We start from the raw sequence: 17,443 nt of genomic DNA, 5'->3' as shown, positions 1-17,443 counted from the left end.
GCACCTCGCCGCGTTGTCGGAACGTCCGCATACGTCCAGTATGCGGACGCCCCTCCGCCTTGCGATGCACCACATCCGACGCCGCGCGCTGGTCCGCCACGGATTACGGGACAGCCCTCAGTGCCGCTCGGCGAGTGATGGAGCCGGTCGGTCCACGGGAGGGGGACCGACCGGCTCCGCCGTTCCTCGCCGTTCCTCGCCATTGCCGTCGGTGCCGTCGGTGCCGTCGGTGCCGTCGGTCAGTCGAGATAGCCGCGGAGCTGGTCGGCGAAGGTGTGGTCGCGCAGTTTACCGAGGGTCTTGGACTCGATCTGCCGGATGCGTTCGCGCGTCACGCCGAAGATCCGGCCGATCTCCTCAAGCGTGCGGGGCCGCCCGTCGACCAGCCCGTAGCGCAGCTGGACCACTTTCCGCTCGCGCTCCCCGAGCGTGGACAGCACCGCCTCCAGGTGCTCCCGCAGCAGCAGGAAGGCGGCGGACTCGACGGGGGACGCGGCGTCCCCGTCCTCGATCAGGTCGCCGAGGGCGAGATCCTCCTCCTCGCCGACGGGGGCGTGCAGCGAGACGGGTTCCTGGGCCAGCCGCAGGACCTCGCCGACCCGTTCCGGGGTGAGGTCGAGCTGGTCGGCGACCTCCTCGGGCGTCGGCTCCTGGCCGTGCTCCTGGAGCATCCGCCGCTGAACACGTACGACCCGGTTGATCAGTTCGACGACGTGGACCGGGACCCGGATGGTCCGCGCCTGGTCGGCGAGGGCGCGGGACATGGCCTGGCGGATCCACCAGGTGGCGTACGTGGAGAACTTGTAGCCCCGGGTGTAGTCGAACTTCTCGACCGCCCTGATCAGTCCGAGGTTCCCCTCCTGGACCAGGTCGAGCATGGTCAGCCCGCGGCCGATGTAGCGCTTGGCGACGGAGACGACGAGGCGGAGGTTGGCCTCGATCAGGCGGCGCTTCGCCATCCGCCCCATGACCACCAGCCGGTCGAGGTCGACGGCCAGCCGGGTGTCCAGGTCCGGGGTGCTCGCGAGCCGTTCCTCCGCGAAGAGCCCGGCCTCGATCCGGCGGGCCAGCTCCACCTCGTCGGCGGCGGTGAGCAGCGGGATGCGGCCGATCTCCCGCAGGTACTGGCGGAAGAGGTCGGCGGACGGTCCGCCGGCCTCCGGACGGCCGCGCGGCTCCGGGGCCTCGGGAGCCGCCCGCGGCAGCTCCTCCCTGAACCCCTCGGACGGGCCGGCTGCCTCGGCCGTCTCAGCCGCCCCGGGCTCCTCGGGCCCCCCGGGTGGCCCGAGGGGCCCGGGGGGTTCGCGCGAGGCGGGCGCCTCGGGCGGAATCTGCGGCTCCGCCGCGCCCTCGGGGCGGCGCACGGCCCGGTTCTGCGCGGGGATGGCCGAGACGGGCTCGGTTTGGGTCACGGTCCGGGTCTGCACGGGGGCGACCTCCAGGTGATCGCTGCCGGACCGCGGGGATGGAACCACCACAGGGTGGACCGGCCGCGCTCCGATGACTCAGGCACCGCTCCCAGTGTGGAGGAAGACACATCACTGTCACGAGGGGCGTGCGAGGACTTTCTGAGTCCGTTCCGTGACCGGCCGGTTACGCGGACGGACGGGTGCGGGCTGGTACGCGCCCGCGCGGACCGGCGCGCGCCCGGGCGCGGCCGGCCCGGGTCAGAGCGCGTCGGCGCCGTGGTTGCGCAGGGACTCGGCGTACTGCTGGAGGACCCAGACCTCGTTCTGCGCCGCCGCCAGCTGCTCCGGGGGCACATGGCTGCCGAGGCGGGCCAGGCTGCCCTGGACCTCGCCGATCCGGCGGTCGACGGCGCGCAGCCGGACCTGGACGAGCTGAACCCCCGCATAGGTCTCGTCGATGGTCAAGCCGTGGAAGACCTCCACCGCCAGCTCGGTGACGAGGTTGCGCACCGTGTCGTCGGGGGCCGCGTCCAGCACCCGGGCCAGGTAGTCGCGGGGCTCCGGGAGGCCCGTCTCGGCACCGCCCGCGTCCGCGACGCACTGCCGGACCGCGGCGTACGGCGGGGCGGTGAACTCGTCGACCCCGTAGGCGTCGAAGGCCGGTGAGACCAGGGCGGGCTTCTGGAGGGCGAGCTTCAGCAGTTCGCGTTCGGTGCGGTGGGCGGGGCTGCGCAGATGGAGGGCGGGGCCCGAGGGGGCGGCGGGTGCCCGGACCTGCTCGTGCCGGGGGCCGCCGCGGGAGGAGGCCGGGGCGGGACCGCGCCGGTCTCCCCGCTCGCGGGCCCAGCGGGCGAGCTGGGCGACCCGCTTGACCACGAACTGGGTGTCCAGGATGCCGAGCATCCCGGCCAGCTGGACGGCGACCTCGTGCTGCGAGGAGCTGTTCTTGATCCGGGCGACGACGGGCGCCGCCTCGTCCAGCGCCGCCGCGCGCCCGGCCGGGGTCTCCAGGTCGTACCGCCCCACGATCTGGCGCAGCGCGAACTCGAAGAGCGGGGTGCGCGGTTCGACCAGGTCACGGACGGCCCCGTCGCCCTTGGCCAGGCGCAGATCGCAGGGGTCCATGTTGTCCGGCGCGATCGCGATGTACGTCTCGGCGGCGAACTTCTGATCGTCCTCGAATGCGCGCAGCGCGGCCTTCTGCCCGGCGGCGTCGCCGTCGAAGGTGAAGATCACGCGGGCGCTGCCGTTGTCCATCAGCAGGCGGCGCAGGATCTTGATGTGATCCCCGCCGAAGGCCGTGCCGCAGGTGGCGATGGCGGTGGTGACCCCGGCGAGATGGCAGGCCATGACGTCGGTGTAGCCCTCGACGACGACGGCGCGGCTGCTCTTCGCGATCTCCTTCTTCGCCAGGTCGATGCCGTAGAGCACCTGGGACTTCTTGTAGATCGCGGTCTCGGGGGTGTTGAGGTACTTCGGTCCGTTGTCGTCGTCGCGCAGCTTGCGGGCGCCGAAGCCGACGACGTCGCCGGAGGTGTCGCTGATCGGCCACATGAGCCGGCCGCGGAAGCGGTCGATGGGGCCTCGTCTGCCGTCCTGGGAGAGGCCGGAGGCGATCAGCTCCCTGTCGCTGAAGCCCTTGCCGCGCAGATAGCGGGTGAGGTGGTCCCAGCCCGCCGGGCTGTAACCGATGCCGAAGTGGACGGCGGCGTCCTGGTCGAAGCCGCGCTCGGCGAGGAACTTCCGGCCGATCTCGGCCTCGGGGCCGTTCAGCTGCTCGCGGTAGAAGTCGGCGGCCGCCTTGTGCGCCTCGACCAGCCGGATGCGCTCGCCGCGCTGGTGGGAGGGGTTGTACCCGCCCTCTTCGTACCGCAGGGTGATGCCCGCCTTGGCGGCGAGCCGTTCGACCGTCTCGGAGAACGAGAGATGGTCGATCTTCATCACGAAGGCGATCGTGTCGCCGCCCTCCTGGCAGCCGAAGCAGTGGAACAGGCCCTTGCTCGGGCTGACCTGGAAGGAGGGGGACTTCTCGTCGTGGAACGGGCAGAGACCCTTGAGGTTGCCGCCGCCCGCGTTGCGCAGCTGGAGATACTCGGAAACGACGGCGTCGATCGGGACCGCGTCCCGTACCGCCTTCACGTCCTCGTCATTGATCCTGCCTGCCACGGGTGAATTCTACGGGCGGGGTACGACACCCCTGTCGACCGCCACTGTGATCCCGGGTACCCGGGCCGTGTCCCGCCCGTGCCCCTGCCCGGACACCCCGGCCACCCCGGCCCGGAGGGGTCCGCGCCTCAGCTCAGCGAGGTCAGCGGCACCGACGGATCGGCCAGCGCGTCCGGGTCGATCTGCCGTCCGGACCGGACCAGCTCCTGCACGCTCTCGGTGACGTCCCACACATTGACGTTCATCCCGGCCAGCACCCGCTGGTCCTTCAGCCAGAAGGCGATGAACTCGCGCTTGCCCGCGTCGCCCCGGATGACCACCTGGTCGTAGCTGCCCGGCGGCGCCCACCCCGAGTATTCGAGGCCGAGGTCGTACTGGTCGGAGAAGAAGTACGGCACCCGGTCGTAGCTCACGTCCTGGCCGAGCATGGCCCGTGCCGCGGCCGGGCCGCTGTTCAGCGCGTTCGCCCAGTGCTCCACGCGCAGCCGGGCGCCGAGCAGCGGATGGGCCATGTTGGCCACGTCCCCCGCCGCGAAGATGTGCGGGTCGCTGGTGCGCAGGGAGGCGTCGACGGCGATGCCGCCGCCGTCCTTGCGCGCGGCCATGGCGAGCCCGGCGGTCTCGGCGAGGGCGGTGCGCGGGGCGGCGCCGATCGCGGCGAGCACGTCGTGTGCGGGGTGCTCCTCGCCGTCGTCGGTGCGCACGGCGAGAACGACGCCGTCCTGGCCGACGATCTCGGTGAGACGGACGCCGAAGTGGAATCGCACCCCGTGGTCCTGGTGCAGCTGGGTGAAGATCTGCCCGAGCTCGGGGCCGACCACCTGGTGCAGCGGGGTGGGTTCCGGCTCGATGATGGTGACCTCGGCCCCGTATCCGCGCGCCACCGCCGCGACCTCCAGACCGATCCAGCCGGCCCCGGCGATCAGCAGATGGCCGTTGTCGCGGCCGAGCGAGGTCAGCACCTTGCGCAGCCGGTCGGCGTGGGCGAGGCGGCGCAGGTGGTGGACGCCGGCCAGGTTCGTGCCCGGGACGGGCAGACGGCGCGGCTCGGCCCCGGTGGCGAGCAGCAGCCTGTCGTAGTGCACGACGGTGCCGTCGCCAAGCCGTACGGAGCGGTCCACCCGGTCGAGGGCGGTGACGGGCTGGCCCAGGTGGAGTTCGATCTCGGCACCCGCGTACCAGGCGGTTTCATGGACGAAGACGCTGTCCCGCTCCTCCTTGCCGGACAGGTAGCCCTTGGACAGCGGAGGCCGTTCGTAGGGATGGTCGCGTTCGTCGCCGAGAAGGATCACCCGGCCGCTGAAACCCTCCGCCCGGAGCGTCTCGGCCGCCTTCGCTCCTGCCAGTCCTCCGCCGACGACGACGAAGGTCTGATGTGCGTCGACCACTTGTTGCCTCCTCGATGCTCGCTGCACGGGGCCCGACTGCGAGCGTCCCGCACGCAGCGTGATGGCGAAAGGGGGTGTACCCCGATCAGGTCATGCCCGTGTCGGACCGGGGGGCGCATACGGACGGGGGCGCGGGCGGGGTCCGCGGGCGGGGCCGGTCAGCGGCCCGGTGCGGTGAGCGCCGCGTGCAGGGAGCGCGCCGAGGCGTCGGTCAGGGCGGCGATCTGGTCGACGAGGACCCGCTTGCGGGCCCGGTCGTCGCCGGCGGCGTCGAACAGGGCCCGGAACTGCGGCTCCAGCCCCTCGGGGGCGCGCGCGGTGAGCGCGGCGGCCAGTTCGGCGATGACGATGCGCTGGTCGGCGCGGATCGCCTCCTGCTCGGCGCGCTGCATGACGTAACGGTCCGCGACCGCCTTGAGCACCGCGCACTCGTTGCGCGCCTCGCGGGGGACGACGAGCGCGGCGGCGTACCGGCCGAGCCGGCCCGTGCCGTACGCCCGCCGGGTGGCGCTCTCGGCGGCCAGGCAGAACCGGCCGATCAGCTGGCTCGTCGCGTCCTTCAGCCGGGCCTGGGCGACGGCGGACCCGTCGTAACCGTGCGGCCACCAGTCCTGGGCGATGAGCCGGTCCAGGGCCTCGGTCAGTTCGTCCGGAGCGGTGTCCGCCGGGACGTAGCGGCCGATGGCGACCGCCCAGATCTCGTCGCGCTCGGGCTCGGCGTACAGGCAGTTGGGGTCGATGTGCCCGGCGTGCAGCCCGTCCTCGAAGTCGTGCACCGAGTACGCGACGTCGTCGGACCAGTCCATGACCTGGGCCTCGAAGCAGGTGCGGTTCGCCGGGGCGTCGCGGCGCACCCACTCGAACACCGGCAGGTCGTCCGTGTACACCCCGAACTTGGGCGTGTCGGGGGCGCCGGGCCGGCCGCCGCGCGGCCACGGGTACTTGGTGGCGGCGTCCAGGGAGGCACGGGTCAGGTTGAGTCCGACGCTGACCAGCGCCCCGGTCCGGGTGTCGGGCACGAACCGCTTCGGTTCCAGCCTGGTGAGCAGGCGCAGCGACTGGGCGTTGCCCTCGAAGCCGCCGCAGTCCGAGGCGAAGTCGTTGAGCGCCTGCTCGCCGTTGTGGCCGAACGGCGGGTGGCCGAGGTCATGGGCGAGACATGCCGTCTCGACCAGATCGGGGTCGCAGCCGAGGGCCGCCCCGAGCTCGCGGCCGACCTGGGCGCATTCCAGGGAGTGCGTGAGCCGGGTCCGGGGGCTGGCGTCCCAGGCCCGGCTGCGGGTGCCGGGGGTGACGACCTGGGTCTTCCCGGCGAGCCTGCGCAGCGCGGCGGAGTGCAGCACTCGGGCGCGGTCGCGCTGGAAGGCGGTGCGGCCGGGCCGTTTGTCCGGCTCGGCGTCCCAGCGCTCGGCGTCGGCCGCGCGGTACGGGGTCGGGCCCCGGCCGTGTGCGCCCGTGCCGGTGCCCGGGAACTCCCACGCGCTGTCCGGGCAGTCGGGGCAGTCGGGGCAGTCCGCGTCGGCCTCGCGTTCCGTACGGTTCTCGGCGTCCGTACGGTCCGGGACGTCCACGCGGTCCGGGGCGTCCGTGCCGGGTGCGCTGTCCGTGCGGTCCATGCCGTCCATGCCGTCCATGTGTCCGACAGTAGACGGCCGGGCCGACGCGTTCGGAAACAGTGACGAAGTCGATGGAACCGGGCGGTGCTGAACCATTTCCCCCCGTCTCTCGTCCGATCATGCGAGACATCAGCTACGGGCACGGATCTGAGGAGACACCGATGGGGGAACGACGACCGGGACGGCCGGCGCGGTGGCTCGGGCGCGTGCGGCCCGTCCGGCTCGGCCGGCCGTGGCCGCGCACCCGGCGGGGGCAGCGGCGCCTCGTCCAGGCGGCGATGCTCACGTGCGTGGCCGCGCTGGCCCCCGCGACCTGGATGCACACCGCCGCCGACGACCGGGTGAGGACCACCGCGGACGTGCCCGCGCGGCAGGTCGCCGTGGTCTTCGGGGCCGGGCTGTGGGAGGGCAGACCGACGCCGTATCTGGCGCACCGGTTGGACGCCGCCATCGAGCTGTACCGGGCCGGGAAGGTGAAGGTCGTGCTCGTGACCGGCGACAACAGCCGCGAGGAGTACGACGAGCCGGACGCCATGCGCACGTACCTCCGCGCGCACGGGGTACCGGACGGGCGGATCGTGAGCGACTTCGCCGGTTTCGACACCTGGGACTCGTGCGTACGGGCCAAGAAGATCTTCGGCGTCGACCGTGCGGTGCTGGTGACCCAGGGGTTCCACATCCGCCGGGCGATCACGCTGTGCCGGAGCGCCGGCATCGACGCGTACGGGGTCGGCGTCGACGCCGTCCACGACGCGACCTGGTACTACGGCGGGGCACGAGAGGTGTTCGCGGCGGGGAAGGCGGCGCTGGAAGCCACCTTCAAGCCGCACCCGCGCTTCCTGGGCCCGCAGGAGCCCGGGGTCGCGCGGGCGCTGGCGGCGGACGACCGGTAGGACGTCAGGTCCCGTACGGGCGCACGGCCCTGGCGTCGCGCAGAGCGCGCCCACCAGACCGGCTGATCGACGGGCTCCCCGGCGCTGTTCGGCGGTCTCCCGGCGACCTTTCAGTGGTCTTTCAGTGGTCTTTCGGCGGCTCCCGGCGGCTCTTCGGCGGCCTCCTCGGCTTACGACCTGGGGAGCAAGAGGGAGCGGGCTCCCGACGCCCTGCGACTCCGCCTCCCGCGTCGTCGTCGGTCACCGACACTCCTTCCCCGAGCTCTCACCTGCTTTCGAGCAGGACAGACCCCATCCGCCTCCCTCCTCCGCCCTGGATTCGAAGCCGCACGACGCCGCTCGCCGATCCACTCCCTCTTGCTCCCCAGGTCGTTACGGTGAACGCATGACGACTCCCGTTCCCTTCCCCTACGCCGAGTTCGACGGGCATCCGGCGACCGAGGCGGACCTACGGATTCCGGCTTTCCTCGGCTACGGGCACTTCACGGCCATGCAGGTCAGGGACGGGAAGGTACGCGGTCTCGCGCTGCACCTGGCCCGGCTGGACTCCGCCAACCGGGAGCTGTTCGAGCGCCCACTGGACGGGGACCGGGTCCGCGGGCTGATCCGGCACGCGCTGGACGGCGCCGGGGTACGGGACGCGTCGGTCCGGGTGCAGGGCTTCCTGCCGACGGAGGGCGGGGAGACGACCGTCATGGTCACGGTGCGCGGACCGGCCCGGAAGCCGACGGAACCGCACCGCCTGATGTCCGTTCCGTACGCCCGGACCGTGCCGCACATCAAGCGCCCCGGCGAGTTCGGCCAGACGTACTACGCGAGGCTCGCCGCACGCTCCGGTTGCGACGAGGCGCTGCTGACCATGCCGGACGGCACGGTGACGGAGGCGGCGATCCACAACATCGGCTTCTGGGACGGGACTTCGGTCGTCTGGCCCGACGCCCCCGCCCTGCTCGGCATCACCATGGCCCTGCTGGAACGGGAGCTGCCCGGCGCGGGGCTGGAGTCCGTACGGCGTCCGGTGGCGCTGGACGGGCTGGGCGCGTTCCGGTCCGCGTTCCTCACCAACTCGCAGGGCATCGCACCGGTCCGGCACATCGACGACATCGAGTTCACGGTGGACGAGGACCTGATGGAACGGATCGGGCGGGTGTACGACGCCGTGCCCTGGGACAGCGTCCGAGACGTCTGAGACCGGACGGATACGGGCCCGGCCCCCGCGCCGGCCCGATCCCGGGGCGGGACAGGGGTCCGGCGCGGAGCCCGGGCCGGGGCGAGGACCCTCCGCGTCGACGGTCGAGGCGTAGTCGAGCCCGCCGTTCTCGAAGGCGTTGACCGCTGCCGTCGGCTCCAGGCCGACGGGCCCACGGCCCGGCTCGGCGCGGACACGGAACCACCCCGCCTGCCCGGAGGGACGAGCCCGGTGGACCGGCGGGGCGGCGGGCGGTCGTATGCGCCGTCCCGTGGGGGGTGACTGACGTGTGCCCGGCACCCACGAGATCATGCATGTGATGTGCGCCACTTTCCCGACGGTGGCGTCACCCGTTCGGCGCCAATTTCCGCGAAACCGCCACCCCCCTGCCCGATCGCCCCCGCGACCTGCACGGATGTGGTTTGGCAAGGGGGCCACGCCGTGCCGTTCGGGTGGAAGCTGACTTGGTGTCAGCAGGCATGGGAGGCGCGCCCCCCGTTAGCTCGGAGTCGGAACACAGCTGCTCGCGAAACAGCTGCTCAGCCGCCCGGCCGTTCGGCCGTTCGCGGGACGGCCGCTCGCGCACATCGCCGGAGGAACCCCTATGCGTCCTGCTCGCCCAGTGACCGCTGCCGCCACCGTCACCATTCCCATAGCCGCGCTCGCCCTCTTCGCCGCAGGGCAGCCCGCGTACGCGGGTGCCACCGGTACGGCACGGACCGGCCCGGCGGCCACGGCGCCCGTCGACGGTGCCCTGCAGAAGCGCGGGGTCCTCCTGGAAGGCGGTTTCCCCCAGGAACACGGGGTCCTCCTGGAAGGCGGCACGCCTCAAGAGGGCAGCGTCTTCCAGGATGGCGGCGTCCCCCGGGAACAGGGCGGCGGGGACGGATCGACGGGGACCGGACGCGACACCCCCTTCGGAGGGCTCAACGTCCCCTCACTGCTCGACTCCGTCGGCGGGCTCAACGCCGTCTCCGGTCTCGGGACCGCCAGGAACAACGAGGGCTCGAACGAGGGCGGCAACCGGAACTCGTCCGAGGGCGGCGGCTCGTCCCGCCGCGAGGACTCGTCCGGACGCGACGGCTCGTCGTCCGGTCGCGACGATTCCTCAGGGCGCGACAACGGGTCCGGAGGCGGCGACTCGTCGGGGTCCGACACTCCGCGCGGGCGCGTCAGAACTGGTGTCGGCGGCAGTGTCCGTTCCGACACCACCCAGATCGCGGCGGGAGCCGGCGTACTCGCCGGAGCCGCCGCCGGCGGAGCCTGGCTCCTGCGTCGTCGGGCGAGCGGCACGCAGGGAGCCGGCTGACGGAGACGGATTCACGTCTCCGTACCCGCCTGGTTCCCGTCCCGGTGTCGCGCGCCACCGGGACGGGACCGTACCTGTTTCCGCGCCCGTCCCCCGGACGTGCCGGAACCGGTATCCGCGCCGGGCCCGGATCCGTGGATCCGTACGGGTCCCCGCATCCGTGCCGGAGCCCTTGTCCGTGCCGGGGCCCGTATCCGTTGCGGCCTCCGAATACGCGCCGGTACCCGTATCCGTACCGGCACCCCCTCCCCGTCCCCGTTCCGTCTTCGTTCCGTCACCCGGAGGACGACCGTGTCCCAGAAGGGCAAGGGCTGGCTGCTGGCCATCGCGGCGCTGGCAGGTGTCTGGCTGATCCGCCATGGCGCCGACGCACAGCTGATGCCACCTCAGCCGACCACCGCGCAGGCATTCGCCGGTGCCCCGGCGCCGCTGCCCGGATCACCCGTCGCCGAACCATTGAAGCCCTCGGCCCCCGTACGCATCCGGATCCCGAGCATCCGCGTCGACGCCCCGATGATGCGGCTCGGGCTCGGCACCGACGGAAGTCTCGACGTACCACCGGCCGAGGACCGCAACGTCGTGGGCTGGTACCGGAACGGCACTTCCCCGGGCTCCAAGGGCAGCGCGATCGTCGCCGGTCACGTCGACAACGCGCAGGGACGCTCGGTCTTCTACGACCTGGGCGCCCTGCAGAGGGGAAGCACGGTGGAGGTGGTCCGCCGGGACGGCCGCACCGCCGTCTTCTCGCTCGACGCGATCGAGGTCTACGGCAGTGACGACTTCCCCGACGAAAGGGTGTACGGCGACTCGCCCTACGCCTCGCTCCGGCTGATCACCTGCGGCGGCGGGTTCTCGACGAAGGCCGGCTATCAGGGCAACGTGGTGGCGTACGCGCACCTCACCGAAGTGCGCTGAGAGCACCCTCACGAACAGCCGCCCGCCGACGGGCGCTCGCGCCCGGCCGCCCGTGAACGACCGCCCCCGATCGAGCGCTCACGCCACCCACTGGTCGAACGCCAGCTTCGCGACCAGCGAGAACACGACGACCAGCAGCACGCCGCGGACGAAGCCGCTGCCCCTGCTGAGCGCCATCCGCGCGCCGACGAGGCCGCCCACCAGATTGAACACCGCCATCACCGCACCCAGTTGCCACATGACGTTGCCCTGGTACGCGAACATCGCCAGCGCCCCGCCGTTGGTGCAGACGTTGACGATCTTGGCGTTGGCGGACGCCGTCACCAGGTCGAGGTGGAGCACCGCGGTCAGGGCCAGCACCAGAAACGTTCCGGTGCCGGGGCCGAACAGCCCGTCGTAGAAGCCGATGCCACCGCCGACCAGCAGGATCGCGGCGACGATACGGGCGCGGGTGACCTCCGGCCGCGCGCCGTCGTCCTCCGCCGCCGCCCTTCCGAACGAAGGCCGCAGCATCACGAACGCCGCGACCGCCAGCAGCACCACCATGATCACGGGGCGCAGCACCTCGCTGCTGATGCCCGCGGCGAAGAACGCGCCGGCCATCGATCCGGCCAGGGCCGCGAGCCCGATCCGCAGGGCCGTCCAGAGCCTGACCGGCGCCTTGCGCAGGTAGGTCACGGCGGCACCCGTCGTACCGACGATCGCGACCGCCTTGTTGGTGCCGAGGACCTGCGCGGCGGGGACCTGCGGGAGCCCCAGCAACAGGGCGGGCAGCAGGAGCAGTCCGCCGCCGCCGACCACCGCGTCGATCCAGCCCGCGGCGGCTGCGGCGAGACAGAGGACGACCAGTGTGGTGAGTGCTATGTCGGGCATGGCCACGACACTAAGGACGTGATCACACGCCCGTCCAACCGCTCGGGGCGGTTCGCGGAAAAGCTGAGCAGGATCTGAGCTTCCCCGCCCCGGGCCGAGGAGCCCCGGACCGGGGATCCTCGGCCCGGGGCCTCCCCGCGGACTCCCCGATCTGCGGTCTCCGGTCTCCGGTCCGGGCCCCGGCTCCCCGACGGGCGGCCGGGGCTCAGCCCTGCTGCTCCGCGACGGCGGCCGGGTCCATCCACATGACCTCCCAGATGTGACCGTCCGGGTCCTGGAAGGAACGGCCGTACATGTGGCCGAAGTCCATCGTCTCGCCGGCGGGCGATCCACCGGAGGCGAGGGCGGTGTCGGCCATCTCGTCGACCTTTTCGCGGCTCTCCGCGCTCAACGCGAGAATCACCTCGGTGGTCCTGGAGGTGTCCGCGATCTCCTTCTTGGTGAAGTCCTTGAACCGGGACTCCGTGAGGAGCATGGCGAAAATGGTGTCGCTGATGACGAGGCAGGCGGCGTTCTCGTCGCTGAACTGCGGGTTGCAGGAGTAGCCGAGCTTACCGAAGAACGCCTTGGCCGCTTCGAGGTTCTTGACCGGCAGGTTCACGAAGATCATCTGAGACATGTCCGTCCCTCTCCATCTGATGTTCGAACGCTTTACGACAGGTAGACCGCGCGACTGCGCGGAACTCATCGGTGTCCGCGAAAAAATTTCTTTCCCCGCCGCGAGGCCCGATGAACGCTGTCCCCGCGAGGCTCGGCGAGCCGCCACCGGAGCCGTGGCGCGGCCGGGCAGGCGGGTGGGCGAGGAGGCGGTCAGGACATGGCGAGCGGCGCGCCGCCCCGTAGCAGAGATCCGCCCAGCGGGGTCAGCGTGTGCAGGACCGAGCTGCCGTGCCGCAGCGTGTGGATCAGACCGGCCTCGCGCAGCACGCAGGCGTGCTGGCTCGCGGAGGCGAGCGATATGCCGGCGCGGAGGGCGAGTTCGCTGGTCGTGCACCCGTTGCCGATGGCCCGCAGCACGGTCGAGCGGGTGTTCCCGAGGAGCCGGCCGAGCCAGGGGCCCGGATCGGCGAAGACCGGGGCGCGGGAGTGGGTGACCGGGTAGACGAGGACGGGCGGGAGCCGCTGGTCCCGGTAGACGACCGGGGTGACCCGGCAGAAATAGGACGGCTGGAGCAGCAGTCCCCTGTCGTTCAGATGGATCTCACGGTCGAAGGGATAGTCGGCCTCCAGCACGGGCGGGCGCCAGCGGATCATGGGCGGGAGGGAGGCGAGCAGTTCCTCGGTCCCGCCGTCCAGGAGTGCGCGGCCGCGGACGGCGCGGTCGGCCTCGACGCTGGACCGGATGTGCGGCCAGTACGGTTCGATCGCGGCGCGGTGATAGGCGCGCAGGGCATCGGCGAGTCGGCCGAGCGGCTCGACCCGCCCGTCCGGGACCCGGCCCGGCATGCGACGTCCGGCGTCCAGCAGGGCCAGTTCATCGCGTATCCGGCCGGGCGGGGTGTCGCGCAGCGCCTCTATTCCGGTGTCGATGGTGTACGGATCGCCGCTTTCCTGAGAAGGTGTCAGGAAGTCCGGGAAATAGCCACGCGGTGGAATCACGGCAGCCAACAGGCGTACTTCATTGTTCAACCGTGGTCGGGTTTCTTTACGCCATTCCCCGAACACCGTCGAACCGCGCCGGTCCCGCAGCCGGTGGAAACTCAAAATGGTTTCCCACAGTGCGTCCGGCCGAGTGGCCATCCGCACCTTGGACAGGTCCACTCCGGACATGTGGATACGCAGCACCGGGCCCCCACCTGTTGCACGTGCAATTACCCCCGCCCAAGGGTATGCGACCCATAACAGCACGTCACCACGGGGTTTCGGCCAGAGGTGAAACGTCTCGCCTGCGCACGTCGCCACCGGAAAGCTGTACGGCGTCGGGTGCGTATCCGGAGCCACCGGAAGAGCGAGTGAAGGCCGTGGGGGGTTTTGCTCGTTCGGCGGCGGTCGGCGTCGGTGCGGCTCCGCACCCGACGGGGTAAGCCGGGGTGCGGTCCGTGGGTGGGGATCCACGGGCCGTGTCCCGGTCCGTTACGGGTGCCCCGCTCGCCGCGGCACCGTGGCCCTTTCGGCCCTACCACCGCGTTACCGCGCCGGTTACGGGACCCCGATCCGTAACCGACCCATGTCTTTCTGTATCGAACAAACTTCTTGCATTGAAGAACAAAGAAATGGCACAGAATCGCACAGCCATTTCGCCGTGCCCAGCCGGAACGGCCGCACAGGCTCGCGCGAGCACGCAGGCGGGCAGGGGCACAGCCACACGGGCGGGCGGATGGAAGCAGCGGAACGGCCGCGCACAGCCTGAAGGCGGCACACGGCCGCCCCAGGATTTCACACCTCAGGAGTTCCGGCTCCGGAGGTCCGGTGCCGGAACTCCCGGTACCGGAAGTTCCGGGGCCGCCGCCGGGCCGCCGAGGGGTACGAACCGGCGGGCGGCGGCCCCGGAAGTCGGGAGACGGACCTCGTCAGCGGCTGTCGCTGCCGACGGACTCCGCCGCCGCCCGGCCCGCTTCGAGGCGGGCGACGGGGATGCGGAACGGGGAGCAGGACACGTAGTCCAGGCCCACCTCGTGGAAGAAGTGCACCGAATCCGGGTCGCCGCCGTGTTCGCCGCAGACGCCCAGCTTCAGGTCCGGGCGGGTGGCCCGGCCGGCCTCGACGGCGCTGCGGACCAGCGAGCCGACGCCGTCCTTGTCGATCGTCTCGAACGGCGACACCCCGAAGATGCCCTTCTCCAGGTATGCGGTGAAGAACGACGCCTCCACGTCGTCGCGGGAGAAGCCCCACACCGTCTGGGTCAGGTCGTTGGTGCCGAAGGAGAAGAACTGCGCGGCCTCGGCGATCTGCCCGGCGGTCAGCGCGGCGCGCGGCAGCTCGATCATGGTGCCGATGGACAGCTTCAGCTGGGTGCCGGTGGCCGCCTCGACCTCGGCGATGACCTGGTCGGCCTCGTCGCGGACGATCTCCAGCTCCTGCACCGTGCCGACGAGCGGGATCATGATCTCGGCGCGCGGGTCGCCCTTGGCGTTCTTGCGCTCGGCCGCGGCCTCGGCGATCGCCCGTACCTGCATGGCGAACAGTCCGGGGATGACGAGGCCGAGCCGGACGCCGCGCAGACCGAGCATGGGGTTCTGCTCGTGCAGCTTGTGCACCGCCTGGAGCAGACGCAGATCGTTCTCGTTGGCGTCCTGGCGGGCCTCGGCGAGCGCGACCCGCACCGAGAGCTCGGTGATGTCGGGCAGGAACTCGTGCAGCGGCGGGTCCAGCAGCCGCACGGTGACGGGCAGTCCGTCCATCGCCTCGAACAGCTCGATGAAGTCGGCCTTCTGGAGCGGGAGCAGCTCCGCCAGCGCGGCCTCGCGCTCGTCGTCGGTGTCCGCCAGGATCAGCTTCTCGACCAGCCCGCGCCGCTCGCCGAGGAACATGTGCTCGGTGCGGCACAGGCCGATGCCCTGGGCACCGAAGCGGCGGGCCCGCAACGCGTCCTCGGCGTTGTCGGCGTTGGCGCGCACCCGCAGCCGGCGCACCCGGTCCGCGTACGCCATGATCCGGTGCACGGCGGAGACGAGCTCGTCGGCGTCGTCGGCGCCCGCGTGCATCCGGCCCTCGAAGTACTCGACCACCGGGGACGGCACGACGGGCACCTCGCCCAGGTACACCTTGCCGGTGGAGCCGTCGATGGAGACGACATCCCCCTCCTCGACGACCCGGCCGCCCACCGTCATCCGGCGACGCTTGGTGTCGACCTCCAGCTCCTCGGCACCGCAGACGCAGGTCTTGCCCATGCCGCGGGCGACGACGGCGGCGTGCGAGGTCTTGCCGCCGCGCGAGGTCAGGATGCCCTCGGCCGCGATCATGCCGTCGAGGTCGTCGGGGTTGGTCTCGCGGCGGATCAGGATGACCTTCTCGCCGGACCGGGACCACTTCACCGCGGTGTACGAGTCGAACACGGCCTTTCCGACCGCGGCGCCGGGCGAGGCCGCGATGCCCCGGCCGAGCAGCTCGGTGTCCGCCTCCTCGTCGAAGCGCGGGAACATCAGCTGCGCGAGCTGGGCCCCGTTGACCCGCTGGAGTGCCTCGGCCTCGTCGATCAGGCCCTGGTCGACGAGCTGGGTCGCGATCCGGAAGGCGGCACCTGCGGTGCGCTTGCCGACCCGGGTCTGCAGCATCCACAGCCGACCGCGCTCGATGGTGAACTCGATGTCGCACAGGTCCTTGTAGTGCGTTTCGAGCTTTTCCATGATCTGCATCAGCTGGTCGTACGACTTCTTGTCGATCGACTCCAGATCGGCGAGCGGCACCGTGTTGCGGATACCGGCGACGACGTCCTCGCCCTGCGCGTTCTGCAGGTAGTCGCCGTAGACACCCTGGTGGCCGCTGGCCGGGTCGCGGGTGAACGCGACGCCCGTGCCGGAGTCGGGGCCGAGGTTGCCGAAGACCATCGAGCAGACGTTGACGGCGGTGCCGAGATCGCCGGGGATGCGCTCCTGGCGGCGGTAGAGCTTGGCCCGGTCGGTGTTCCACGAATCGAAGACCGCCTTTATGGCCAGGTCCATCTGCTCGCGCGGGTCCTGCGGGAAGTCGCGTCCGGCCTCACTCGAAACGATCTTCTTGAACTGCTTGACCAGCTTCTTCAGGTCGGCCGCGTCGAGATCCACGTCGACCGTGACGCCCTTGGTCTCCTTCGCCGCCTCCAGCGCCTCCTCGAAGAGGTCGCCGTCGACGCCGAGCACGGTCTTGCCGAACATCTGGATGAGGCGCCGGTAGGAGTCCCACGCGAACCGCTCGTCGCCCGCCTGCGTGGCGAGACCGGCCACGGACTTGTCGGACAGGCCGATGTTGAGGACCGTGTCCATCATGCCGGGCATCGAGAACTTCGCGCCGGAACGGACCGAGACCAGCAGCGGGTCGTCCACCTGGCCGAGCTTCTTGCCCATCCGCGCCTCAAGGGCGTCGAGGTGCGCGCTGACCTCGTCGCGCAGCTCCGCCGGCTCCGCGCCGCTCTCCAGGTAGACCTTGCACGCCTCGGTGGTGATGGTGAAGCCCGGAGGAACGGGCAGACCGAGGTTGGTCATCTCGGCGAGGTTCGCGCCCTTCCCACCGAGGAGGTCCTTCAGATCCTTGTTGCCCTCGGTGAAGTCGTAAACGAACTTCTGCCCCTGGGGCTCCGGGGATTCCGGGTTGGATACGTGGGGATCTTTGTTTTCCGACACGGGTCTCGACTCCTCGAAGACGCGGTGGCTGCCCTGACGGCGAGGAACATACCCAGATCGAAGGTGTCTGGGTACGTCCACTTGCGCGTCATGGGGGCTCAGCCACTCTTCCGCCAGCAGATCGAAAGTGACGCAGCCCGTCCTCCCACCGAAGAAAAGCGTTCACCTCTTGAACGCATCACCACTCGCCGCAATCAATAGTCCCTCGCATGACCACTCTGCGCAACGGAAGCGTCGATCGATCAAAATGCGAGCCACTGGCACCGAGTGCCATCATTTGAGAAATGCACCCCTCAAAATTGCGCTCATCTGAGCGGGCAGCCCCTCAGGGTGGCGAGAATCACTCTATGAGCGGCGCTCAGATGTCACCATCTGGACACACGAAAAGCGGTCAACGGTCACGCGTTGATCAATAACGAGTAGCTCA

12 protein-coding genes are annotated in these 17,443 nt (G+C 71.1%); 4 read left to right on the top strand and 8 right to left on the bottom strand.

All coding sequences use genetic code 11. From position 1 onward, the window contains the following. Nucleotides 1–239 precede the first annotated feature (239 nt). From ACFYXM_RS15240 to ACFYXM_RS15225, 4 genes are all read right to left on the bottom strand, one after another. On the bottom strand, nt 240–1,427 hold the full coding sequence (locus ACFYXM_RS15240) for an RNA polymerase sigma factor (protein WP_389289481.1): 1,188 nt from the start codon (nt 1,425–1,427) through the stop codon (nt 240–242). A 240-nt stretch (nt 1,428–1,667) separates the two neighbouring features. After that, nucleotides 1,668–3,575, bottom strand: coding sequence for a DNA primase (gene dnaG, locus ACFYXM_RS15235; protein WP_389289479.1), 1,908 nt, complete (start codon nt 3,573–3,575; stop codon nt 1,668–1,670). A 128-nt stretch (nt 3,576–3,703) separates the two neighbouring features. Further along, nucleotides 3,704–4,963: an NAD(P)/FAD-dependent oxidoreductase gene (locus tag ACFYXM_RS15230; protein ID WP_389289477.1), complete on the bottom strand. Its 1,260-nt coding sequence runs from the start codon at nt 4,961–4,963 to the stop codon at nt 3,704–3,706. Between the two features lie 158 nt (nt 4,964–5,121). Then, entirely contained in the window at nt 5,122–6,597 is a 1,476-nt protein-coding gene (locus ACFYXM_RS15225) for a deoxyguanosinetriphosphate triphosphohydrolase (protein WP_389289475.1), read from the bottom strand. 143 nt (nt 6,598–6,740) lie between these two features. On the opposite strand from ACFYXM_RS15225, the gene ACFYXM_RS15220 reads away from it, so the two are divergent. The 4 genes from ACFYXM_RS15220 to ACFYXM_RS15205 all read left to right on the top strand — a co-directional run bounded on the left by ACFYXM_RS15220 (nt 6,741) and on the right by ACFYXM_RS15205 (nt 10,885). Beyond that, nucleotides 6,741–7,472 (top strand): vancomycin high temperature exclusion protein, encoded by a 732-nt coding sequence (locus tag ACFYXM_RS15220; protein ID WP_389289474.1) that lies wholly within the window; start codon nt 6,741–6,743, stop codon nt 7,470–7,472. 385 nt (nt 7,473–7,857) lie between these two features. Continuing rightward, complete coding sequence (locus tag ACFYXM_RS15215; RefSeq protein ID WP_389289471.1) at nt 7,858–8,661, top strand: aminotransferase class IV family protein; 804 nt, start codon at nt 7,858–7,860, stop codon at nt 8,659–8,661. Between the two features lie 622 nt (nt 8,662–9,283). Further along, on the top strand, nt 9,284–9,970 hold the full coding sequence (locus ACFYXM_RS15210; protein WP_389289470.1) for a hypothetical protein: 687 nt from the start codon (nt 9,284–9,286) through the stop codon (nt 9,968–9,970). Nucleotides 9,971–10,261: 291 nt separating this feature from the next. Further along, on the top strand, nt 10,262–10,885 hold the full coding sequence (locus ACFYXM_RS15205; protein WP_389289469.1) for a class F sortase: 624 nt from the start codon (nt 10,262–10,264) through the stop codon (nt 10,883–10,885). Between the two features lie 78 nt (nt 10,886–10,963). Here the strand turns inward: ACFYXM_RS15205 and ACFYXM_RS15200 are convergent, their stop codons facing one another. The 4 genes from ACFYXM_RS15200 to ppdK form a co-directional block, all read right to left on the bottom strand. Further along, complete coding sequence (locus ACFYXM_RS15200; RefSeq protein ID WP_389289467.1) at nt 10,964–11,758, bottom strand: TSUP family transporter; 795 nt, start codon at nt 11,756–11,758, stop codon at nt 10,964–10,966. Between the two features lie 205 nt (nt 11,759–11,963). Next, entirely contained in the window at nt 11,964–12,377 is a 414-nt protein-coding gene (locus tag ACFYXM_RS15195; RefSeq protein WP_073787424.1) for a VOC family protein, read from the bottom strand. 191 nt (nt 12,378–12,568) lie between these two features. Next, nucleotides 12,569–13,543 (bottom strand): ArsR/SmtB family transcription factor, encoded by a 975-nt coding sequence (locus ACFYXM_RS15190; RefSeq protein WP_389289465.1) that lies wholly within the window; start codon nt 13,541–13,543, stop codon nt 12,569–12,571. Between the two features lie 725 nt (nt 13,544–14,268). After that, nucleotides 14,269–17,016: a pyruvate, phosphate dikinase gene (gene ppdK / locus ACFYXM_RS15185; protein ID WP_389289463.1), complete on the bottom strand. Its 2,748-nt coding sequence runs from the start codon at nt 17,014–17,016 to the stop codon at nt 14,269–14,271. Between the last annotated feature and the right edge of the window lie 427 nt (nt 17,017–17,443).

It is taken from the genome of Streptomyces sp. NPDC002476 (assembly GCF_042889785.1).
GTDB lineage: Bacteria > Actinomycetota > Actinomycetes > Streptomycetales > Streptomycetaceae > Streptomyces.
Note: the sequence above shows the minus strand (reverse complement) of the source record. Positions and strands in the feature narration are given on the sequence as shown.

Bases quoted from the DNA above. Each gene is read 5' to 3' on its own strand.
- ACFYXM_RS15225 (WP_389289475.1), bottom strand. From the start codon at position 6,597: ATGGACGGCATGGACGGCATGGACCGCACGGACAGCGCACCCGGCACG.
- ACFYXM_RS15220 (WP_389289474.1), top strand. From the start codon at position 6,741: ATGGGGGAACGACGACCGGGACGGCCGGCGCGGTGGCTCGGGCGCGTG.
- ACFYXM_RS15195 (WP_073787424.1), bottom strand. From the start codon at position 12,377: ATGTCTCAGATGATCTTCGTGAACCTGCCGGTCAAGAACCTCGAAGCG.
- ACFYXM_RS15200 (WP_389289467.1), bottom strand. From the start codon at position 11,758: ATGCCCGACATAGCACTCACCACACTGGTCGTCCTCTGTCTCGCCGCA.
- ACFYXM_RS15215 (WP_389289471.1), top strand. From the start codon at position 7,858: ATGACGACTCCCGTTCCCTTCCCCTACGCCGAGTTCGACGGGCATCCG.